Source organism: Amycolatopsis silviterrae (genome assembly GCF_042684085.1).
Lineage (GTDB): Bacteria > Actinomycetota > Actinomycetes > Mycobacteriales > Pseudonocardiaceae > Amycolatopsis > Amycolatopsis silviterrae.
The window spans coordinates 26,309-48,075 of sequence record NZ_JBHUKS010000029.1 but is presented as its reverse complement, the minus strand read 5'-3'; the positions used below and the strand labels follow the sequence as shown (position 1 = coordinate 48,075).

Annotated in this window: 18 protein-coding genes; 9 read left to right on the top strand and 9 right to left on the bottom strand. The window is 68.9% G+C overall.

The features are described from left to right. Positions 1-501: 501 nt before the first annotated feature. The 4 genes from ACFSVL_RS36985 to ACFSVL_RS36970 form a co-directional block, all read right to left on the bottom strand. Positions 502-1,590: a Gfo/Idh/MocA family protein gene (locus ACFSVL_RS36985; RefSeq protein ID WP_378311209.1), complete on the bottom strand. Its 1,089-nt coding sequence runs from the start codon at positions 1,588-1,590 to the stop codon at positions 502-504. Continuing rightward, the gene (locus ACFSVL_RS36980; RefSeq protein ID WP_378311207.1) at positions 1,587-2,303 is read right to left on the bottom strand and encodes a sugar phosphate isomerase/epimerase family protein; all 717 of its coding nucleotides are present in this window, start codon (positions 2,301-2,303) and stop codon (positions 1,587-1,589) included. Before ACFSVL_RS36980 ends, ACFSVL_RS36985 begins: the two co-directional genes overlap by 4 nt. Before the next feature lie 108 nt (positions 2,304-2,411). Further along, positions 2,412-2,951, bottom strand: a complete 540-nt coding sequence (locus ACFSVL_RS36975; RefSeq protein ID WP_378311206.1) for a GNAT family N-acetyltransferase — start codon at positions 2,949-2,951, stop codon at positions 2,412-2,414. A gap of 19 nt (positions 2,952-2,970) precedes the next feature. Next, positions 2,971-3,702 carry a FadR/GntR family transcriptional regulator gene (locus ACFSVL_RS36970; RefSeq protein WP_378311204.1) on the bottom strand — a complete coding sequence of 244 codons (732 nt, stop codon included), beginning with the start codon at positions 3,700-3,702 and terminating at the stop codon, positions 2,971-2,973. 214 nt (positions 3,703-3,916) lie between these two features. On the opposite strand from ACFSVL_RS36970, the gene ACFSVL_RS36965 reads away from it, so the two are divergent. From ACFSVL_RS36965 to ACFSVL_RS36935, 7 genes are read left to right on the top strand one after another with little or no spacing between them, the layout of a single operon-like run. Continuing rightward, complete coding sequence (locus tag ACFSVL_RS36965) at positions 3,917-5,524, top strand: ABC transporter substrate-binding protein (protein WP_378311203.1); 1,608 nt, start codon at positions 3,917-3,919, stop codon at positions 5,522-5,524. 12 nt (positions 5,525-5,536) lie between these two features. Next, positions 5,537-6,496 carry an ABC transporter permease gene (locus ACFSVL_RS36960; RefSeq protein WP_378311201.1) on the top strand — a complete coding sequence of 320 codons (960 nt, stop codon included), beginning with the start codon at positions 5,537-5,539 and terminating at the stop codon, positions 6,494-6,496. Beyond that, positions 6,496-8,457, top strand: a complete 1,962-nt coding sequence (locus ACFSVL_RS36955) for a dipeptide/oligopeptide/nickel ABC transporter permease/ATP-binding protein (RefSeq protein WP_378311303.1) — start codon at positions 6,496-6,498, stop codon at positions 8,455-8,457. Before ACFSVL_RS36960 ends, ACFSVL_RS36955 begins: the two co-directional genes overlap by 1 nt. Then, positions 8,454-9,413 carry an oligopeptide/dipeptide ABC transporter ATP-binding protein gene (locus tag ACFSVL_RS36950; protein WP_378311199.1) on the top strand — a complete coding sequence of 320 codons (960 nt, stop codon included), beginning with the start codon at positions 8,454-8,456 and terminating at the stop codon, positions 9,411-9,413. Before ACFSVL_RS36955 ends, ACFSVL_RS36950 begins: the two co-directional genes overlap by 4 nt. Then, positions 9,410-10,339: a dihydrodipicolinate synthase family protein gene (locus ACFSVL_RS36945; protein WP_378311197.1), complete on the top strand. Its 930-nt coding sequence runs from the start codon at positions 9,410-9,412 to the stop codon at positions 10,337-10,339. The genes ACFSVL_RS36950 and ACFSVL_RS36945 overlap by 4 nt, the downstream gene beginning before the upstream one ends. Continuing rightward, positions 10,339-12,345, top strand: a complete 2,007-nt coding sequence (locus ACFSVL_RS36940) for a beta-galactosidase (RefSeq protein ID WP_378311195.1) — start codon at positions 10,339-10,341, stop codon at positions 12,343-12,345. The genes ACFSVL_RS36945 and ACFSVL_RS36940 overlap by 1 nt, the downstream gene beginning before the upstream one ends. Further along, the gene (locus ACFSVL_RS36935; RefSeq protein ID WP_378311194.1) at positions 12,342-14,171 is read left to right on the top strand and encodes an exo-alpha-sialidase; all 1,830 of its coding nucleotides are present in this window, start codon (positions 12,342-12,344) and stop codon (positions 14,169-14,171) included. Before ACFSVL_RS36940 ends, ACFSVL_RS36935 begins: the two co-directional genes overlap by 4 nt. A 34-nt stretch (positions 14,172-14,205) precedes the next feature. On the opposite strand, the gene ACFSVL_RS36930 is transcribed toward ACFSVL_RS36935, so the two are convergent. Both ACFSVL_RS36930 and ACFSVL_RS36925 read right to left on the bottom strand, forming a co-directional pair. Next, entirely contained in the window at positions 14,206-14,931 is a 726-nt protein-coding gene (locus ACFSVL_RS36930; protein ID WP_378311192.1) for a sulfite exporter TauE/SafE family protein, read from the bottom strand. Positions 14,932-15,433: 502 nt separating this feature from the next. Further along, positions 15,434-16,165 (bottom strand): GntR family transcriptional regulator, encoded by a 732-nt coding sequence (locus ACFSVL_RS36925; protein WP_378311191.1) that lies wholly within the window; start codon positions 16,163-16,165, stop codon positions 15,434-15,436. A gap of 166 nt (positions 16,166-16,331) precedes the next feature. On the opposite strand from ACFSVL_RS36925, the gene ACFSVL_RS36920 reads away from it, so the two are divergent. Continuing rightward, a complete protein-coding gene (locus ACFSVL_RS36920) occupies positions 16,332-17,246 on the top strand; it encodes an LLM class flavin-dependent oxidoreductase (protein ID WP_378311190.1) in 915 nt (304 codons plus the stop codon). 5 nt (positions 17,247-17,251) lie between these two features. Here the strand turns inward: ACFSVL_RS36920 and ACFSVL_RS36915 are convergent, their stop codons facing one another. Beyond that, positions 17,252-18,016 (bottom strand): SGNH/GDSL hydrolase family protein, encoded by a 765-nt coding sequence (locus ACFSVL_RS36915; RefSeq protein WP_378311189.1) that lies wholly within the window; start codon positions 18,014-18,016, stop codon positions 17,252-17,254. A 125-nt stretch (positions 18,017-18,141) separates the two neighbouring features. On the opposite strand from ACFSVL_RS36915, the gene ACFSVL_RS36910 reads away from it, so the two are divergent. Beyond that, positions 18,142-19,341, top strand: coding sequence for a glycosyltransferase (locus ACFSVL_RS36910; protein ID WP_378311187.1), 1,200 nt, complete (start codon positions 18,142-18,144; stop codon positions 19,339-19,341). Here ACFSVL_RS36910 and glgC read toward each other — a convergent pair. Together glgC and glgA are read right to left on the bottom strand one after the other, a co-directional pair. After that, on the bottom strand, positions 19,338-20,555 hold the full coding sequence (glgC, locus tag ACFSVL_RS36905; protein WP_378311302.1) for a glucose-1-phosphate adenylyltransferase: 1,218 nt from the start codon (positions 20,553-20,555) through the stop codon (positions 19,338-19,340). The two genes, ACFSVL_RS36910 and glgC, sit on opposite strands and share 4 nt — an antisense overlap. Next, a complete protein-coding gene (glgA, locus tag ACFSVL_RS36900) occupies positions 20,552-21,709 on the bottom strand; it encodes a glycogen synthase (protein WP_378311185.1) in 1,158 nt (385 codons plus the stop codon). The genes glgC and glgA overlap by 4 nt, the downstream gene beginning before the upstream one ends. Between the last annotated feature and the right edge of the window lie 58 nt (positions 21,710-21,767).

The following is a 21,767-nucleotide window of genomic DNA, read 5'->3' as shown; positions in this document are numbered from 1 at the left end:
CAGCTGGGCGTGTCCGTCCGTGAGGGGAACCCTGAGGGAATCTGGTTCCCTCAGGGTTCCCCTCACGGACCTGAAGAAACGGTCATTCGGTAATTTATCAGGCATTTCGCTCGCTTGGGCGTCCTTTATGGACGGTCAGCAGGCTGACGCCGCCCGGCTTAGTCCCTGACATCGGACCCAGATTCCCTCAAGGAGTCCTTCACAGACCCTGGCCCGGCCACCGCCGAAGCGCCCCAATGTGGCATTGGGTGCATCCCACGCAACCAACGCCACATTGGGGCGCAAGCCCCCGCCAAAACCGCAGCCAAAAGCACCCAACGAGCGAGGCACCCAGCCCCACCCCCGCACCCCGATACGAAGCCTCCCTGCGGTCTGGGGGTGCTTGTCAAGGCATCTTTCCCGCCTTGACAAGCACCCCCAGACCGTCAGCACAATCAGCCTTCGGGGTGCCCCACGCAACCGACCGGACGCAATGTCGCCGCCAGGCGACGAGCCCCCCAGTCACAACGTCCGCGCAAACGGATCCCACTCAACGGGCAACAGCTCCGCCGCCTCCACGCTGCTAGTCACCTCTACCGAAACCCCAGACTCAACCGACTCCTCAACCGCCAGCAACACATCCAGCACGTGATACCCCAGCTCCCCCGAAGCCCTCTCCCCCACTCCAGCCCGAACAGCCCGAGCCAGCTCCACCACCCCAGTCCCCCGCGAAGCCGCATGCCCCACCGCGGCCACCTCCTCCTCGCACCCCGCCGAATGCACCACCGTCGCCCCATCGAACCGATTGGGGTCCGGCAAAACCGCAGTCCCCGCTTCCCCCGCCACCTCAACAACCCCCGTCCGCCGCAACGCGGAATCAAACGTCAAAACAACCTGCGCACTCCCCCCGCGCACAAACTCCACCAACGCAGTAACCGTAGTAGGCACCGAAACCGGAAACTCCGTCCCAGCCCGAGGCCCAGCCCCGATCACCCGAGTCCCCCGAACCGTCCCTCCAGCCCCGGTAACCTTCCGAACCGGCCCAAACACCTGCACCAACTGCGTAAAGTAATAAGGCCCCATATCAAACAACGGCCCACCCCCGGCCTGAAACAAAAACTCCGGCGAGGGATGCCACCCCTCCGGCCCCGGCGTCTGAAACAACGCCAACGCCGTAACCGGCACCCCGATCCGCCCACCCGCCAAAGCACGAAACGCAGTCTGATGCCCAGCCCCAAGAACGGTATCCGGCGCACAACCCACCCGCACTCCGCGCTCCCGCGCCCGGTCAAGCAGCTTCCGCGCCGTCCCCCGATCCAGCCCGAGCGGCTTCTCCGTCCAAACGTGCTTCCCCGCCTCCACCGCCGCGAGACTGACCTCGACATGCACCGCAGGCACAGTCAAATTCACGACAATCTCGATCTCCGGCACCGCGAGAAGCTCCGCCAGAGAACCGCTGCGCGGCACCCCGTACTTCTCCGCTTGCCCCCGCGCCCGGCCGACATCGAGATCGGCAACGCCCACCACCCGGACATCCGGAAAAGCCGTCAAATTCTCCAAATAGGTATCACTGATAAACCCAGCCCCGACCACCCCGACCCCGACAGTCACTTCTCCACCCCAGCGAGATAAGCGAAACTCTCCGCAATCCCCCGGAAAACATCCTCGTGCTGATCGAATTCCACCACCCGCAACGCCCCCGGAGCCGCCGCGAGCACCTCCCCCAACGGCACCCGCCCCTGCCCCGCAGGCACCTGCCCACTGGCATCGACAGCCAATGACCCGTCCTTCACATGAATAGCGAAAACCCGCTCCCCCAACCGCCGCAACAGCTCAGGCGCATCCACCCCACCCGCGGCAGCCCAATAAACATCCACCTCCAGCACAACCTCCGGATCAAGCAGCTCCGCGAAAACCTCCAGCGCGGTACGCCCGTCGATCCGCGATTCCAGCTCCCACCAATGATTGTGATACCCCACCCGCACCCCATACCCCGCCGCAACCTCAGCCGCCGCATTAAGCGCCGACGCGGTATCAGCGATATCCCCCAACGTCCCCCATCGCGAAGCCGGAACCAGCGGCTCGATCACCACCCCGATCCCCAGCTCCCGAGCCGCCGAGAACACCGCCTCCTGATCCCGCCCGACCAACGCCGCATGCGCGGTAGGCGCACTCAACCCATGCGCCGCCAGCCCCGCCCGAAGCGCCGCGACGTTCTCCACCACCCCATACGGCTCCACCCGCGTGAACCCGATCGCGGCCAGCCGCCGCAACGTCTCGTCAGGATCAGCCGCGAACGCTTCGCGCACCGAGTACAGCTGCACCGAAGGGACACCCATGCCAACTCCTAGCGGCTAGACGGCTTCCGCCAATTTCTACCACTTGGTCAGAATTGACACCAGGACAAAACCGGACGGAATCCCCGGACAAAATCAGCCGAGTTCCTTGTGCCAGACAAGAAAATCGCACGGAGTGGCCAGCAGCGGCGCAAGCTCCGGATGCGGCCCGTCGATCGTCGAGGTCTCCACGACCCGGTACCCGAGCCGCGAGTACCACTGCGCGAGAAAGTCCTTCGACGGATGCGTCCACTCGCGCGGCACCAGCAGCTCAAGCTGCATCCGCGTGCACCCGCCGTCCCGGCAGTGGCGCTCCGCGAACCGCACCAGCTCCCGCCCGATCCCCGCGCCGCGCACCTCCGGCGAGGCGGCGAGCAGGCCGAACTCCCCCAGATCCGCCGCGAGCCGCTGGATCCGCACCGAACCCACGACAGCCCCGTCGAGCCGCGCGACCGCGATCTCGCCCGCGCGGACCAGCCCGGCCATCTCCCCGGCATTCGTCCGATCGGCCGAACCGGCCCACAAACCGGCTTCAGCCTTGGCGTAGACAGTGTTCACCAGCTCGGTCAGCGTGGCCACCAGCGCGGCGTCCTCGGCGGCGGACGGCGGCAGGAAGGCGATCTCCGGAGTCGTCACCCTGCCAGCCTAACCGCACTCAGCTGGCGGCCGAGCCGGAAACCGCGGGCCGCGCCTCGCCGAAGCCGCCGTAGCGGCCGGCTTTCGCCCGCTTGCGCACCTCGTCGAAGTGCCGGTGCACCGCGTGCGCGGCCTCTTCCGCGTCCCCGTTCACGAGGGCGTCCACGATCGCCTGATGCCGTTTCGCGGTGGCCGGGGCCGACGACACCGGACCGCCCATTTCGCCTTCCGCGGCCCGGTAGACGTCCCAGAACAGCCCGGTCAGCTCGCGCGCCAGGTCGAAGCCCGCCTCGGCGCAGATGAGGTCGTGGAACTCGCGGTCGGCCACCGCCGCGTCCGGTCCCTTGCGGCGCATCCGCGCCACGCACGCCTGCAGTCCGCCGATCAGCTCCGGCCGGTGGTCGCGCGCGACCCGGCTGGTCAGCTCCGTTTCGATCATCTCGCGGACCTCGAGCAGGTCGCGCAGCCGCCCGGCGTCGGTGCTGCCGCGGCTGCGCGTGCGGAAGAGCAGCCAGGTCTGCAGCGCTTCCGATCCGGCCGAGCCGACGAACGTGCCGTAGCCGTGCCGGACCTCGACGATGCCGAGCGCCTGCAGCGCCTTGACCGCCTCCCGGATCGAATTCCGGCTGACCCCGATGTCCTCGGCGAGGCTCAGCTCGGTCGGCATCGGCGCGCCGGTCGGCAATTGCCGGTCGACGATCAGGTCGATGATCTGCTTGGTGATCTCTTCGCTGCGTTGCGGGCGCGCCACACGTGTCTCCCGGATGTCTTTCTTGCACTGGCACGTCGCCATCGGAGGACATCCTACGTCATGATCGGCAACGGCGGCTGCCCCCGCGCGGGTGGGAACAAGCCTCTTGACCGGGGCGGGAACGGGACTTAGGGTTCCGGCAAGTCATAGGACGTCCCACGTCCTACTTCTCGATGCTTTCTGGGTGGAACACCGCATCAAGTCAGGAGACGCCATGTCCCGAACCGCCATGGGGACTTCGTTCAACCGGCGCGCACTGCTGCGCTACGCCGGCCTCGCCGGGACTGCCGCGGCGGTTTCGTCGGCGCTCGCCGCGTGCGGAGGTCCCGCGTCGACCAACAAGACCGGCAGTTCGTCCGGCTCCGTCACCGCGGTGCTCGGGTACGGCAACAACCAGACCTGGGACCCGCTGCAGACCGCGTCGGCGTTCGCGATGGCGGCCATCCTGCACAGCTACGAATCGCTCGTCGAAGGCGATCCGGTCACCCGGGAACCGTTCCCCGGCCTGGCCAAGGCGCTGCCCGCGGACCTCAAGAGCACCAAGCTGCGCTTCGAACTGCGCGACGGCGCGAAGTGGCACGACGGCAAGCCGGTGACCGCCGACGACGTGGTGTTCACCTACGCCCGCGCGCTCGACCCGAAGGAAAACGTCCTCGTCCACAGCTTCTTCTCGCAGTGGCTGGAGTCGGTGACCAAGGTCGACGCGAAGACCGTGGAGTTCAAGCTGAAGTTCGCGTTCCCGTACGCGCTGCAGCGGATCCAGATCTGCAAGATCGTGCCCAAGCACGTGTTCGAGAACAACTGGAAGGCCGCCGCGGCGGGCAAGGTCGTCGGCTCCGGGCCGTACAAGATCACCGAGCAGGCCCCGCTTTCGCACACCACGTTCGAGAAGTTCGCCGACTACAACGGCCCCCGCCCGGCCGCGTACGACAAGATGCTCTGGAAGTCCATCGTGGATTCCGCGCCGAGGGTCGCGGCGATCTCCGGGGCCAAGCCGGACGCGCAGATCGCGGAGAACATCCCGCCCGCCAACGCCGAGCAGCTGCGCAAGGCGGGCCGCACGGTCGAATTCGCCGACGGCGGCAACAACCTGTTCCTCCTCTTCAACACCAAGCACTCGCCGTTCGCCGACAAACGGGTCCGCCAGGCGCTGCATTACGCGATCGACAAGAAGAAGATGATCGGGATCGGCCTGCGCGGCACCGGAACCGCGGGCACCTCGTTCATCAACCCCAAGCTCCCCGGCTCGCAACCGGCGGCGCAGAGTTTCGAGTTCAACCCGGAGAAGGCGAAGCAGCTCCTCGCCGAAGCGGGCGTCAGCGGCCTCAAGATCTCTCTGTCCACAACGAACACCTCGCTGGTGCTCGACTGCGTGAAGGTGATCAAAGAGGGCTGGGACGCGATCGGCGTCCAGACCACTTTGGACTCCCAGGACACCAAGGCGCTGTTCTCCAAACTGGACAACGGCGACGACTTCCAGGTCGTGGCCACCACGAACAACCCGCTCCAGTTCGGCAACGACCCGGACCTGCTGATCCGCTATTACTACGACGCGCAGTCCGTGCTCATGAACAGGTACGCGCGCTGGAGCGGCGACGACACGAACGCGCTGCTGGCGCTGCAGGACAAGGCCGCCGCGGAAACCGACGAGACCAAGCGGAACGGGCTGTACAAGCAATTGCTCGACCAGATTTCCGAGCAGGCGGTGATCTACCCGGTCGTCTTCACGCAGATGGGCACCGCGTGGGACCCGAAGGCGATCACCGGCGTGCGCGCCCAGGGCTACCCGGGCATCTACCTCAACCAGGCCAAACCGGTCTGACGGGAGACGCAAGTGACAGTCGTCGTGCGGATGCTGGCCGGCCGCATCCTCGCCCTGATCCCGCTGCTGCTCGGCGTGATCCTGTTCGTGTTCATCGTGATGCGGTTCTCGCCGGTCGACCCGGCGATGGCCGCGTTCAACGGCGCCAACGCCACCGCTGACCAGCTCCAGCAGTTCCGTGAGCAGAACGGCCTGCTCGACCCGTTGCCGCTGCAGTACGTGCACTTCGTGTGGCATCTGGTGCAGGGCGACTTCGGCACCAGCGTGATCACCAAGGAGCCGGTGGGCCAGACCATCGCCACCGCGCTCCCGCTCACCGTGCAGCTGACCCTGCTCGGCTTGGTGCTCGCGCTCGTCGTGTCGGTGGTGCTCGGCGTGACCTCCGCGCTGTTCCGCGGCCGCTGGCCGGACCACCTGATCCGCTTCGTGACGCTCGCCGGCGTCGCGGCACCCGCGTTCTGGATCGCGCTGCTGCTGGTGCAGTGGCTGGCCGTGGGCAAGGGCCTGTTCCCCACCAGCGGGTACGTCAGCCCGGCGGACTCGTTCTCCGGCTGGCTGAACTCGCTGACGCTGCCCGCGATCGCGCTGTCCGCGCCGGTCGCCGCGCAGCTGACCCGGGTGATCCGCACGTCGATGGTCGAGGAACTCGACAAGGACTACGTGCGCACCGCGCGCGGCGGCGGGCTGCCACCGGTCGTGGTGGTCGGCCGGAACGTGCTGCGCAACGCGCTGGTCAACCCGCTGACCGTGCTCGGCCTGCGGGTCGGCTACCTGCTCGGCGGCGCGGTGGTGATCGAGACGATGTTCGCGCTGCCCGGCATGGGCCAGAACATGATCCAGGCCGTGCAGGACGGCGACACCGCCAAGGTGCAGGGCTTCGTGATCACTATCGCGGCCGGGTTCGTGCTGGTGAACCTCATCGTCGACGTCTTGTACCTCGTCGCCAATCCCCGTCTGCGGAGCCGCTCGTGATGCGCCCAGTCCTCCGCCCCGGCCTCACCGCCCGGCTTTCCCGGCCCGGCGTCCGGTTCCGGCGGCTTCCCCTGTCCTCGTGGATCGCGCTCGGCGTGCTCGTCGTGCTCGGGCTCGTCGCGGTCCTCGGCACCGCCGTAGCCACGCACAACCCAGACATGCTCAGCACCGACACCGGCGGGCCGAGCGCGGCGCACTGGTTCGGCACCGACCAGTCCGGCCGCGACATCTTCTCCCGGCTTGTCGCGGGCACCCGCTGGTCGCTCGCGATCGGTCTCGGCGCGACGCTGCTGGCGCTGGTCGCGGGCGTCCTCGTCGGCTCGTTCGCGGCGACGTCCGGCCGCCGGGTCGACGGCCTGGTCATGCGCGTACTGGACGTGCTGATGGCCTTCCCCGGCATCGCGCTCGCCGCGGTGCTGGTGGCGGTGTTCGGACGCGGCATCCTCGTGCTGATCCTCGCCATCGGCTTCCTCAACATGGCCCCGGTCGCGCGGGTGGTGCGGGCGAACGTGCTCGCGCAGTACGGCGAGGACTACGTCGCCGCCGAGCGGGTGATCGGCGCGAAACGGCTGTTCATTCTCGCCCGGCACGTCGCGGTCAACTGCGCCGCGCCGATCCTCGTCTACTGCACGGTGACCGTCGCCGACGCGATCGTGTTCGAGGCGTCCCTGTCGTTCATCGGCGCGGGCATCCAGCCGCCCGATCCGTCGTGGGGTTCGGTGCTGTCGGACGGCAAGGACCTGGTGCTGACCGGCGGCTGGTGGGCGACGCTGTTCCCCGGCCTGCTGATCCTGATCACCGTGCTGGCGCTGAACATCCTCTCCGAAGGCATCTCCGACGCGTGGGCCGCGCCGTCGGCCCGCACCGCCAAGGCGGCCGAAGCCGCGCAGCAGATCGAACTGGCTCCGGAGAACACCGCCGCGGTGCTGCCGCTGCGCGGTCTGCGCGAGGCCGGGCAACGGCTGGCGGCCAAAGCACGGGATCTGTCCGGACGGGAAACCGTGCTGGCGGTGCAGGATCTCGCGATCTCGTTCCCGGACCGGCACAACGGCGTCAACGTGGTCGACGGAGTGTCCTTTTCGGTCCGTTCCGGCGAGGTCCTCGGCCTGATCGGCGAATCCGGCTGCGGGAAGTCGCTCACCGCGCTGTCGATCATGGGCCTGCAGCCGGACGCCGCGCGGCTCAGCGGCGAAATCCGGTTCGCGGGCGACGACCTGCTCACCATGAAGCCGAGCGCGCGCCGCCGGCATCTCGGGCACGACCTGGCGATGGTGTACCAGGACGCGCTCAGCTCGCTGAACCCGGCGATGACGATCCGCGCGCAGCTCAAGCAGTTCACCCGGCGCGGCGGCACCCGCACGCCGGAAGAGCTGCTGGAACTGGTGAACCTCGATCCGGGCCGGACGCTGCGGGCGTACCCGCACGAGCTGTCCGGCGGGCAGCGGCAGCGCGTGCTGATCGCGATGGCGCTGTCCCGCAGCCCGAAACTGATCGTGGCCGACGAGCCGACGACGGCGCTCGACGTCACCGTGCAAGCGCAGATCATGGCTCTGCTGCTGCGTTTGCAGGAGGAGCTGGGCTTCGCGCTGGTGCTCGTTTCACACGACCTCGCGCTGGTCTCCGACATCGCCGACCGGGTCGTGGTGATGTACGGCGGGCAGGTCGCCGAGACCGGAGCGACCGCGGCCGTCGTCGGCGCGCCGCAGCACCACTACACGCGCGGCCTGCTCAGCGCGGTGCTGTCGCTGGAGGAGAACGAAGCGACACTCACCCAGATCAAGGGCGTCGTGCCCGCACCGGCGGACTTCCCGCCCGGCTGCCGGTTCGCGAGCCGGTGTCCCGCCGCTCGCGGGCACTGCTTCGAGGTCGCACCTGAACCGTCGGGCAACGGACACGTCGTTGCATGCCACTACCCCGCCGAGAGTCCCGTCGCGGTCCTGGCGGAAGGAGCGCAGGCATGAGTCTCGTCGAGGTCGACGGCGTGCACGTCGTGCACAAGATCCGCGGGTCAAGCCTTTTCGGACACGACAAAGTGCACGCGCTCACCGACGCGAGCCTGTCCATCGCGAAGGGCGAAACCGTCGGCGTGGTCGGGGAATCCGGCTGCGGAAAGTCCACTTTGGCCAAAGTGCTCGTCGGGCTGCAGAAGCCGACGTCGGGCACCGTGCGGTACGCGGGCCAGCCGCTTTCCGCGCTGCGTCCGGCCGAACTGGGCCGCACCGTCGGCATGATCTTCCAGGACCCGGCCACCGCGCTGAACCGGCGACTGCCCGTCTCGAAGATCCTCCGCGACCCGCTCGACGTGCACCAGGTCGGCACCGCCGGCGAACGCGCCGAACGGGTCCGGGAGCTGATGGGGCTCGTCGGCCTTCCGTCCAGTGTGGCCGATGCGCTGCCGTCGCAACTGTCCGGCGGGCAGCGGCAGCGCGTCGCGATCGCCCGCGCGCTCGCCCTGCGGCCGGCGTTGCTGGTGGCCGACGAGCCAACGTCCGCTTTGGACGTTTCGGTGCGCGCGCAGATCCTGAACCTGTTGCTGGAACTGCGCGAACAGCTGGAACTCGCGATGGTGTTCGTGTCGCACGACATCCAGACCGTGCGCCGGATGAGCGACCGCATCGTGACGATGTACCTCGGCCGGATCGTCGAACAGGCCCCGGCCGCCGAACTGCCGCACCACGCGCATCACCCGTACACCCGGGCGCTGTTCTCGGCGACGCCGAGCCTGCTGCACCCGGTGGAGCCGATCGTCCTCAGCGGACCCGTGCCGTCGGCGACCGCGCCGCCGCCCGGCTGCCCGTTCCACACCCGCTGCCCGAAAGCCACCGACGAGTGCTCCCTCGCCTTGCCACCGCAGTCCGGGCCGGACGAGCACACCTACCGCTGCATCCACCCAGAAATCGGAGTGACTTCCTCATGACTGCGCCCAAGTTCGCCGGCATCATCCCGCCGCTGTGCACGCCGTTCCACGACGATTTCACCGTGGACACCGCGTCGCTGCGGCGGCACATCGAATTCCAGCTCGACGCCGGCGTGCACGGGATCTTCGTGCTCGGGTCGTCCAGCGAGGTCGCCTTCCTTCCCGACGACCAGCGGCGGATCACCGTCGAGACCGCGGTCGACCAGGTCGCCGGCCGGGTCCCGGTGCTGGCCGGTTGTATCGACATGACGACCCTGCGCGTCGCGGAGCACGTGAAGACCGCCGAGGCGGCCGGCGCGGACGCCATCGTGGTGACCGCGCCGTACTACACCCGCACGCACGTCGCGGAAATCGACCGGCACTTCCGGCTGCTGCACGAGCGGACGTCGCTGCCGATTTTCGCCTACGACATCCCGATGGCCGTGCACACCAAGCTCGACCGCGACATGGTAATGAACCTGGCCGCGGACGGCGTTCTGGCCGGGCTCAAGGACTCCAGCGGCGACGAGGCCGGCTTCCGCCTGGTGCTGCAGGCGCGCCGCGAACGCGGCCTGGACCAGTTCGCCGTGTTCACCGGCTCCGAACTGCTCGTGGACACCGCGCTCGCGCAGGGCGCGGACGGTGCGGTGCCGGGCCTCGGCAATGTCGACCCCGTCGGCTATGTGCTGATCTACGACCACTTCCGCGGCGGCAACCCGCAGGCCGCGCGGCGCGAACAGGAACGGCTGCTGACGCTGTTCAGCATCACCGACGTCGCGCCGCCGAACCGGATGGGCCGCGGTTCGGCCGCGCTCGGCGCGTTCAAGGCGTCGATGAAGATGCGCGGCTTCATCGACAACGCGGTGATGGCGCCGCCGCAACTCCCCCTCAACGACGACGAACTCCTGCAGATCAAGGGAAAGCTAGCGGAAGCGGGTCTCCTCTGATGGACCGTCTGTACTACGGCGGGGATTACAACCCCGAGCACTGGTCGCCCGACGTGTGGGCGGAAGACCTGAAACTGATGGCCGAGGCTTCGGTTTCGATGGTGACCGTCGGGATTTTCTCCTGGGCGCAGGTCGAACCTCGGCCAGGCGAATTCGATTTCGGCTGGTTCGACACGGTAATGGACAATCTCGCCGACGGCGGGGTCCGGGCCTGCCTGGCCACCATGACAGCCTCGCCGCCGCCGTGGCTTTCGCACCAGCACCCGGAAATCCTGCCGGTGCGCGCGGACGGCACCCGGCTGTCCGCGGGCGCGCGGCAGCAGTTCTGCCCGTCCAGCCCGGTGTTCCGCGAGCACGCCGCGCGTCTGGTGGAAAAGGTCGCCACCCGGTACGCCGGGCATCCCGCGCTGGAAATGTGGCACATCGGCAATGAATTCGGCTGCCACATCCGCGCGTGCTATTGCGACGAGTCCGCTGTGGACTTCCGGCGCTGGCTCACCGAACGCTACGGCAGCATCGAGGCGTTGAACGAAGCCTGGAGCACGACGTTCTGGTCGCAGCGGTACTCCGGTTTCGCCGAGGTGCAGCCGCCGCGCGTCGCGCCGACCTTCCCGAACCCGGCGCAGCAGCTGGACTTCCACCGGTTCTCCTCCGACGCGTCGCTCGGCTGCTATCTCAACGAACGCGAGGTGCTCGCCCGCATCACCCCGGACGTCCCGGTGACCACAAACTTCGTCGGCCGGGTGCAGAAGTCGCTCGACTGGCACCGGTGGGTGCCGCACGAGGACGTGGTGAGCCTCGACTCCTACCCCGACCCGCACGATCCGCGCTCGCACGTGGAAGCGGCGTTCGCGTACGACCTTGTCCGGTCCCTTAAGGACGGTGAGCCGTGGCTGCTGCTCGAACAGGCGCCGAGCGCGGTGAACTGGCGCACCCGCAACGGCCCGAAGCCGCCGGGAACGATGCGGCTGGACAGCTGGCAGGCGGTCGCGCGCGGGGCCGACGCGGTGCTGTTCTTCCAGTGGCGGCAAACCTCGGGCGGTGCGGAGAAGTTCCACTCCGCGATGGTGCCGCACGGCGGCGCGGAAACCCGCACCTTCCGCGGCGTCCGCGACCTCGGCCAGGAACTGTCCACAGTGCAGCAGATCGCCGGATCCCGGGTACGGGCCGACGTCGCCTTCCTGCACGACTGGAACAACTGGTGGGCGCTGGAGCTGAACTCGCATCCCTCGGATGACCTCGACCAGCTCGAAACGCATCTCGCGCATTACGCGCCGCTCTTCGACGCGAACGTCACGTGCGATGTCCTGCACCCGTCGCACGATCTGTCCGGATACAAGCTCGTCGTGGTGCCCAATCTGTACTTGATGGACAGTGCGGTCGCCGCCAATCTCCGCTCCTATGTGGAGGGTGGCGGGCACCTGGTGGTGTCGTTCTTCTCCGGCATCGCCGACGAGAACGACCGGGTGTACACCGGCGGCTATCCCGCGCCCCTGCGCGACATTCTCGGCCTGGTCGTCGACGAATTCTGGCCGCTGCCCGAAGGCGGCGCCACGAGGCTCGACCTCGACGGCGCCTCCGTCGGTGCGACGATCTGGTCCGAATGGATCGAGACCGAGGGCGCGGACGTCGTCGCCACCTTCGCCGAAGGCCCGCTGTCCGGCCGCCCCGCGATCACCCGGCACGAGTTCGGCTCCGGCGTCGCGTGGTACCTCGGCACCCGCCCGGACGCGGCCGTCATGCGCACCCTCTTCGACCGGATCACCGCCGATGCCGGAGTCTCCCCCGTGCTTTCCGGCTTGCCAGAAGGTGTCCAGGCGATTGTGCGGCACGGTGCGGACGATTACCTGTTCCTGCTCAACCACAACGCGCACACCGTCACGGTGTCGCTGCCTTCACCCGGTACAGATTTGCTCACCGATCCCGCTCAGCCATCGTCCGAAGTGGAATTGGCCGCGCACGGCGTGGCCGTCCTTTCCGGACAGTTCGGAACGGAGACCAGATGAGAACCGCCCTCCGCGTGGTGCTGGCGTTCGTGCTGCTGGCTTTCCTCGCTCCCGCCGGCACGGCGCAGGCCGCCCCGCAGTTCGACCAGAAAGCGCTCTTCAACCCGCACCAGGAAACCGGATACGCGTGCTTCCGCATCCCGGCGATCGTCCGCAGCGCCAACGGCACGCTGCTGGCCTTCGCCGAGGGCCGGAAGGACAACTGCGGCGACACCGGCGACATCGACCTGGTCCTGAAGCGTTCGACCGACGGCGGCACCACCTGGTCGCCGCTGCAGGTGGTGAACCGCGGCGGCGGGGACACTCACGGCAACCCAGTGCCCATTGTGGACACTAAGACCGGCCGGATCGTCCTGATCACCACGTACAACAAGGGCCGCGCCGACGACAAGGGCTGCGACGTGCCGTGCCCGCGCACCCCGCACTCGCAGTACAGCACCGACGACGGCCGCACCTGGTCGACCCCGGTCGACATCAGCGCGCAAGCGAAACTGCCGGCCTGGGATTCGTGGTACGCCTCGGGCCCGGTGCACGGCATCCAGCTCCAGCACGGTCCACACGCGGGACGGCTCGTCTTCGGTGTGAACGCCGAACGCAGCGACGGCACCAATTCCGTCGAGAACTACGCCGGACTCATCTACAGCGACGACAGCGGCTCGACCTGGCACGTCGGTGCGGTGGACAACTATCTGCATCCGGTAGGCGGCACCTTCACCCAAAAGCCGTCGGAAGTCAGCGTCATGGAACTGCCGGACGGCACCATCTACGCCGGCGGCCGCGAACAAAGCGGCACCGACATCGGCAACCGCGACTACGCACTGAGCCGCGACGGCGGCGAAACCTTCGCCCAGCGCTTCACCACCATCCCCGACCTGGTCACCCCCATGGTGCAAGGTTCGTTGCTGCGCCTCGACCGTCCCGGCGGCAAGCGGATCCTCTTCGCCTCCCCGGCGGACACCGACCGGCGCCGCTGGATGACCATCCGTTCGTCCTATGACGACGGTCGCACCTGGGAAACCGCCGAGCAGGGCACGCGGGTCACCACGGACTGGTCGGGCTACTCCGATCTGGTCCAGCTGAGCGGCCCGCAGGACAGGAACGCGAAGATCGGCCTGCTGTACGAAGGCGGCGCGGTGGACGCCCGCGACGAGATCCGCTTCGCCCGCTTCGACGAGAACTACCTCGGCTGGAAGCGCGCGCCGGGAGTGTCCACTCCGGACGTCGCAAGTGGACAGCCCGCCCGCATTCTCGGCGACGCCAGTTTGGCTTCCGGCAAGTTCGGCAAGGCAGTCCAGCTCAAGAACGGCTTCGTACGCGTCCCGTACTCGCCCGCGCAGCTGGTGGGCTCCGGCGACTTCACCTTCTCCACCTGGGTCAAATACGGTGCGGTGAAAGACCCGCAGCCCATCCTGTGGCTAGGCGGCATGGGCTCCACCGCGCCGCAACTGTGGCTGCGAGCCGAACCCGCGTCACACCGGCTGATCGCGATGATGACCACCGCCGCCGGAAGCAAGTCGGTAACGACGCAATCCGCTTACGACGACCAGAAATGGCACCACATCGCCCTCCAACGATCAGGCGGCCAGCTCCGCATCATCGTCGACGGCGCGGTAGCCGCGTCCGGCCCGGACTCCACCGGTTCGGTCACCCAGACCGTCTCGTTCCAGCTGTGGCTGGGCGAACGCCTGGACGGTGCCCAGCACCTGTCCGGATCCCTTGACGACGCCCGCCTCTTCCGGCGCGCACTGTCCACTGCGGACTTGACCGCCGTCCGTGCCGGGAAACCGGTCTCGGGCGCGGTCATGGAACTCCCCTTCGACCGGTGATCCACGCTGAGGCCGGGTGGTCCGCCACCCGGCCTCAGCCGTGCAGCGCGAGATACGGCGCGATCCCGACCAGCACCGCGACCAGCGCGGCCTTGAGCGTCTTGGTGGGCAGCGCGTGCGCGATCCGCCAGCCGATCAGCACCCCCGCCAGCTCCGGAATCCCGACGATCGCCGCCAGCCGCCAGTCGACCGCGCCGTGCAGGACATACCCGACCGTGCCGACGCTGGCGATCACCACCGACTGCACCTGCGCCGCCGCGAGCGCCCCGAGCACCGGCATCCCGGCGACGACCAGCAACGGCACCGCCAGCATCGGCCCGCCGACCCCGACCAGCCCCGCCACCACCGCGACGCCCGCCCCGATCAGGCCCGCGACCGGCAGCCCGACCGCCCGCTCCCGCCCCTTCAGCCCGACGAACACCGCGACGATCAGCGCGAACCCGCCGAGCACGATCCCGAACGCCTTGGCGGACACCCAGGAATTCAGCAGCACGCCCAGCGGCGTCCCGACGACGGCAACCGCCGCGAGCACCCCCGCCACCCGCCGCGTCCCGGGCTCCCGCAACTGTCCGGAATGGACGAAGGCGGCGCTGCCGAGAATCCCGGTCGCCACGTGCGTGACGATCGCCGTCCCCGCGACCTGCGCCGGGGTGAGCGAGGTGAACACGAAAAGCCCGACCGTCGCGAGCACCCCGCCCGGCCCCACCGCGGTGATCCCGATCCCGGCCAGCAACCCGGTGACCATGAGCGCGACGAGCATCATCACTCCTCTCTCTTGTCTCGTGAGTGTTTATGCCGGTTAGAACCGGGATGAGCACGCACGACCTCTGCACGGCCGCTGCCTCCCGGTGCCATGGCCGCATACTTGCCCGAGGTCTCGTGAGTGTTTGTCCCGGTTCTAACCGGGATTGCCACGCACGACCTCTGCACGGCCGCCGCCTCCCGGTGCGATAGCGGCGCACTTGCCTGGGGTCTCGTGAGTGGCTATGCCGGTTAGAACCGGCATAGCCACTCACGAGCACGGCAAAGGCCCTGGCGAACGGGCTGCGGCGGATGCGGTGCGGAGGGCAGGCCGCGGCGAGATGGCCACGACGGTGCAGGAGCGTTGATGCGCCTCGTTGGGGAGGTCGTGAGTGGCAATCGCGGTTCTAACCGGGATTGCCACTCACGACCCCTGCGCCGCCGCTGCCTCCCGGTGCCATGGCCGCGCACTTGCCTGGGCTCTCGTGAGTGTTTATGCCGGTTAGAACCGGCAACGCCACTCACGACCACCCCGGGCCGCGATGCAAAGTCGCCCGCAACGTCAGCCGGTCCGCCCGGATGTGCAGCCACTCCGCGTCGACCGGCCGCCCGTCCGGCAGCCGGGTCAACCGGTCCAGCGCGAACACCGCCGTCCCCGGCGCGATGTCCAGCAGCGCGGCCGTATCCGGCCCGGCGGACACCGCGTGCACCTCGATGTCCGCCCGCCCCAGCCGGATCCCGTTCGTCTCCTCCAGCAACGCGAACAGGTCCCGGTGCGCCAGGTCCTTCGCCAGCAACGGAATCCCCAGATCCGCCACCAGATACGTCGAATCCAGCGACAACGGCGCCCCGCCGAGCCGGCGGACCCGCTCCAGGTGCACGACCTCCGCCCCCGCCGCCAGGCCGAGCCGTTCCGCCACCGAGGGCGGCGCGGCGACCACCTCCGCCGTCCGCACCTCGTTCACGACCTCGCCATGCCCTTCGAGCGCCTCCGCCAGCCCGGTCAACTGGTCGAGACCATGTCCGTACTTCGGGCGCACCACGAGCGTCCCCACGCCCTGCCGACGCTCGACGAGCCCTTCGTCCCGCAGCAGCGCGAGCGCTTCCCGCACCACATTCCGCGACGCGCCGAACCATTCGCCCAGCTCTCGCTCGCTCGGCAGCAGCTCGCCGACCTCGCCCGCGACGATCCGCTGCCGCAGGCCGTCCGCCGTCTCCCGGGCACGTTCCGCCCTCCGCCGCTCTGTCGCCACGCCGGGGACGTTACCCGGATTTTGATTACGCCGAGGTTACGCCACCCACATTGACCTGCGGAAACGCCGTGAGCAGCATCGACAGTGGCGCGGCCGCCCGTTCCGCCACCTGGAACCGGTGGCACCGGCGGGAAAACTCCGGCAAGGTCGCCGTCAGGGAGGGATCATGACCATCTTCGGGGTCCGGCTCGACACCGGCTTCAACGGAACAGCGGTCGGGGACGGCGATCCCGCCCGGGTGATCGCCGAGGCACGGGAGGCCGACCGCGCCGGGCTGGACGTCGTCACGGTGACCGATCACCCGTACCACGCCCGGCATCTCGACGCCTACGCCACGCTCGGCTTCGTCCTCGGCGCGACGACCAGCGTCAGCGGCGCGGTCACCGTCACCAATCTGCCGGTCCGCCCGGTGCCCGCGCTGGCCCGGACCGTCAGCGCACTGTCCGAATTGTCCGGCGGACGAGTCCGGCTCGGGGTCGGCGCGGGCGCGTTGTGGGACCAGATCGAGGCTTTCGGCGTCGAACGCCGCACCCCGGCCGAAGCGGTCCGGCTGTTCGCCGAAGGCATCACGCTGCTGCGCGCGCTGACCGGCGGCGGCACCGAACCGGTCACCTTCGACGGCGAGTTCCACCGCGTCGACGGCGTGCTGCCGTCCGCCGCCCCGACCCCGCCGATCTGGACCGGGTCCATCGGCCCCGCCTCGCTCGCGGTCACCGGACGGCTCGCCGACGGCTGGTTTCCCGCCGTCGCCCAGGATTGGCGCAGCGAGGCGGTCGCGAAATCCCGTCCGCTCATCGACCGGGCCGCCGTCGAAGCGGGACGCGATCCGGCCGCGATCTCCACTATCTACAACGTTTTCGGCGTCATCAGCGGCGACGCCGCGCCCCTGTCCCGCCGCACCGGCGACCACGGGATGGGAGTGCTCACCGGATCAGTGCGGTCCTGGATCGCCGAACTGACCGAGGCGAGCGAAAAGCACGGCGCGGACGGATTCGTGTTCTTCCCGAACGTCGGCACCGCTGCCGAGCGAGAGGAATCCCGGCAGCGGTGGCTCCACGAGGTCGTGCCCGCGATGCGCTGAACCGTTCAGCAAATGCTGCCGAGACTGGACGTCCAGCCCCACCACATGCCGTACTCGGCGAGGTTGCCCGCGTCGTTCAGGTGGACGTTGTCCGCCAGCCACGGGCTCGGATTGGGCAGGTTCGCCGAACCGGCGGGCGGGATGTACTGCCGCAGGTCCACGAGCGCGGTGCCCTTCGCGACCGCCGTCTGGTAGATCGCCGTCGCGTACTGCGGCCAGAAGTACTTCTGCGTCTGCCCGCCCCACGGGTTGGGCGTCCACTTCAGCTCGGCGTAGATCGACAGCAGGATGTCCACCCCGGGCCGCGCCGCGCGGATGGTGTCGACGACCTTGCCGAGGTTGGCCTTGAACACCGCCGGGTCGATCTGCGCGATCAGCTCGTTGCCGCCGAGGTCGAGGAGCACCAGGTCGGGCTGGCGCTGCGCGAGGTCGCCGAGCGCGGCGGTCGTGTCGGGCCAGCGGCCGCCGGGGAGGTAGTCGGTGGCCATCGCGCCGTTGTGCGCGTAGTTCTTCGTGGTGGTGCCCCATTGGGCGCGCAGGTCGTTGGCGATTTTCGTGGTCCAGCCGTACGTGGTCGGCGCGTAAGTGTCCGTAGTGGACTGATAGCCCGTGGTGCCGTAGCCGGTGTCGGCCGACGTGCCGATGATGGCGACCTGCTCTTTTTTGGTGCACCAGGTGCTGGTCTGGCCCGCGTCGGCGCTGACGGCGGGGGACATCGCGATGCCGAAGCCGACCAGGGTCAGCAACGCCGCGATACGGGCTCTTCGCATGGGGACCGGCCTTTCCGGGAGAGTCGATCTGCGAATCTGTCGCCGCGGCGGCCCCGCGCGTTACCGGTGTGCCGAAACGGAATCCGGGATGCGGGGACCGATGCGGTTCTGGCAGTCTCGGGGGCGTGAAGATCTTGTTCGCCTCCGCGCCCGGCTACGGGCTCACGCTCCCGCTGATCCCGCTCGTCTGGGCGGCCCGCGCCGCCGGGCACGACGTGCTGCTGGCCACCACGTCCGAGATCGCCGAGGTGTCCGCGCGAGCCGGTCTCCCGGTCTGCGACGTCTTCCCCGGCCGCGACATCTGGGCCGACCTGCTCTCCGGCGTCAAGGACGGCGGCGGCCCGGATCCGGACGAACCGGAGGAATACCGGATCGCCCGGCAGCACCAGGGACCGTTCGGGCTGTTCACCGCCGCGATGACGGCGGGCACGATCGAGGCGGGCCGGGCGTTCGGCGCGGACCTGGTCGTCTACCCGTCCGACCACGGGGCGGGCCCGCTCGCCGCGGTCGCGCTCGGAGTGCCCGCGCTCGAGGTCGGCAACCGGATCTCGTGGTCCGCCCGCGACGTCTCCTGGCATTCCGAACACGAGGATTTCCTTTCCGGCGACCTCATCGCGCTGATGCGCGAGAAACTCGGTCTCGGCGACACGCCGCCGAACGTCCTCGCCCGCATCGATCCGCGCGCGCCGAGCATGGGCGGCCTGCGCGCGGACGAGGAGTACGCCGATGACCGCGACGGCGTGCCCTGGTGGCCGATGCAGTTCGTGCCCTACAACGGCGGGTCGGTGCTTCCGGAATGGGTGCTGCGGAAGGCGGACCGGCCCCGGATCGCGGTCACGCTCGGCACGGTCGTGCCGGTGATGTCCGGGATCAGCAGCCTGAAGGTGGTGCTGGACGCTCTCGGCGGCATGGACGTCGAAGTCGTGCTCGCGGCCGGGACCACGGATTTGAGCGAACTGGGCGAATTGCCCGCGAATGTGCGGTCGGTGGGGTATTTGCCGTTGTCGGTGTTCCTGCCCGGATGTGCGGCGATTGTCCATCATGGCGGGTCCGGGACTACTGCCGCGCCGTTGTTCTACGGGGTGCCGCAGCTGGTTTTGCCGAGTTTCGCGGACAATCCGATGTCGGCGGAGCGGGTGGTCGACCGCGGGGTCGGGGTGAGCCATGATCCGGCCACTGTGGACGTCGACACGGTGCGGAAGCTGGTGCGGCAGTTGATTGAGGACGGGTCGTTCCGGGAGGCCGCGGCGGAGGTGCGCGCGGAGATGGCCGCGCAGCCCAGCCCGGCGGACATCATCGCCCGTACGGTCGCGGCTCTCGGCTAAATCGCGGTTTCGCCCTTGCCCAGCACCACAATCCCGAAGTCGCTCACGTGGTAGTGACCGCGATCCCGCGCCAGATCCACCCCGATGTGCGCTCCTGGCGGAACAACGACGTTCTTGTCCAGGATCGCGCGCCGCACCACCGCGCCCCGCCCGACTCGCGCGCCGTCCAGCAGCACCGAGCCCTGCACGACCGCGCCGTTCTCGATGAAAACATCCGGCGACAGCACCGAATCCACCACCTGTGCCCCGGAAATGATGCAGCCGTTGCTCACGATCGACTGCGTCGCGGTGCCGCCCTCCACGAACTTCGCCGCCGCGCGCTGGCCGGGGTGGGCCAGGATCGGCCATTTCCGGTTGTAGAGGTTGAAAATCGGCTGCGTCGAAATCAGGTCCGTGTGCGCGTCGTAATAACTGTCGATCGTTCCGACGTCGCGCCAGTAGCCGTGGTCCCGATCCGTCTCGCCGGGCACTACGTTGCCGCTGAAGTCGTAGACCGCCGCCTCGGATTTTTCCACCAGGGCGGGAATGATGTCGCGGCCCATGTCGTGTTTGGACGCCGGGTTCTTCGCGTCCGCGTGCAGGGCTTCGAGCATCACGTCCGTGGTGAACACGTAATTGCCCATCGACACATACGATTCGTCCGGCGAATCCGGCAGGCCCGGCGGGTCGCCGGGCTTCTCCAGGAACGCGTCGATCTTCGTGCCGTCCTCGGTGCGGATCACGCCGAACGAACGAGCCTCCGAACGCGGCACGCGGATTCCGGCCACCGTCACGCCCGCGCCGGACGCGATGTGTGCGTCGATCATCTGCCGCGGGTCCATCCGGTAGATGTTGTCCGCGCCGAACACCGCGATGTACGCGGGCGATTCGTCGTGCACGAGGTTGAGGCTCTGGTGGATGGCGTCCGCGCTGCCCTGGAACCAGCGCGGGCCCAGCCGCTGCTGCGCGGGCACCGGCGTGACGTATTCGCCGGTCAGCGACGACAATCGCCAGGTCGTGGAAATGTGCCGGTCCAGCGAATGCGATTTGTACTGCGTCAGCACGCAAATCCGGCGGATCCCGCCGTGCACGAGATTGGACAGCACGAAGTCGATCAGGCGGTGCACGCCGCCGAACGGGACCGCGGGTTTCGCGCGGTCGGTGGTGAGCGGCATCAGCCGTTTGCCCTCGCCGCCGGCGAGGACGATGCCCAGCACATCGGAACCGTCGATCACGAAACCCTCCCGCACGCCTCGTACACCCCGACCGTCGCGGCGGCGATCGCTGCCCAGCCGAACTCTCCCACCGCGCGGTCCCGTCCGGCGAGGCCCAGCCGGGTGGCGCGCTCGCGATCCGCGGCCAGGTCGTTGATCCCGCGCGCGAGCCCGGCCTCGAAAGCGCCGGGCTCGGTCTCGTCGTAGTGCACCAGCACGCCGGTCTCGCCGTCGGCGACCACCTCCGGGATGCCGCCGACGTCGCTGGCCACCACCGCGGTCCCGCACGCCATCGCTTCCAGGTTCACGATGCCGAGCGGTTCGTAGACCGACGGGCACACGAACGCCAGCGCGTGCGTCAGCAATTGGACGACTTCGCGGCGCGGCAGCATTTCCGGGATCCAGTGCACCCCGGACCGTTTTTCCTGCAGCTGCGCGACAAGCCCGCGGAACTCCGCGTCCAGCTCCGGCGTGTCCGCGCCGCCCGCGCACAGAATCAGCTGTACGTCTTCATCCAAAGCGGCCCCGGCACGCACCAGATGCGGCACGCCCTTCTGCCGCGTGATCCGCCCGACGAACAACGCATACGGCCGGTTCGGGTCGATGCCGTGCTTCGCGAGCACGTCGGTGCCCGGATCAGGCTGGTACAGCTCGGTGTCGATGCCGTTGCGCACCACATGCACCCGCGCCGGGTCGACGTCCGGGTACGCGGCGAGCACGTCGCGCCGCATGCCGGAGCTGACCGCGATGATCGCGTCCGCCGCCTCGTAAGCCTCGCGCTCGATCCACGACGACACGCGATAACCGCCGCCGAGTTGCTCGGCTTTCCACGGCCGCAGCGGTTCGAGCGAATGCGCGGTGAGGACGTGCGGGATGCCGTGCGCGAGCTTCGCCAGATGGCCGCCGAGGTTCGCGTACCAGGTGTGACTGTGCGCGAGATCGTGGCCGGCGAGCGCGTCGGCCATCGAGACCGCGATGTCCATCGTGGCGAACGCCGGCTGGGCGTACCCGTGCGCGTCGCGGTGCCCGTGCGCGCCGTCCGGCCGGTCCGGGCCCCAGCAGTGCACGTCCAGGTCGACTAGTGACCGCAGTTCCCGCGCCAGGAACTCGACGTGCACCCCCGCTCCCCCGTACACGTCCGGCGGGTACTCCCGGGTGAGCAGGCCGACCTTCATGGGTCGACCCTAGACGTCCCGACCGGCCGCACGCAGTACGGAAAGCGGGCGAATCCGG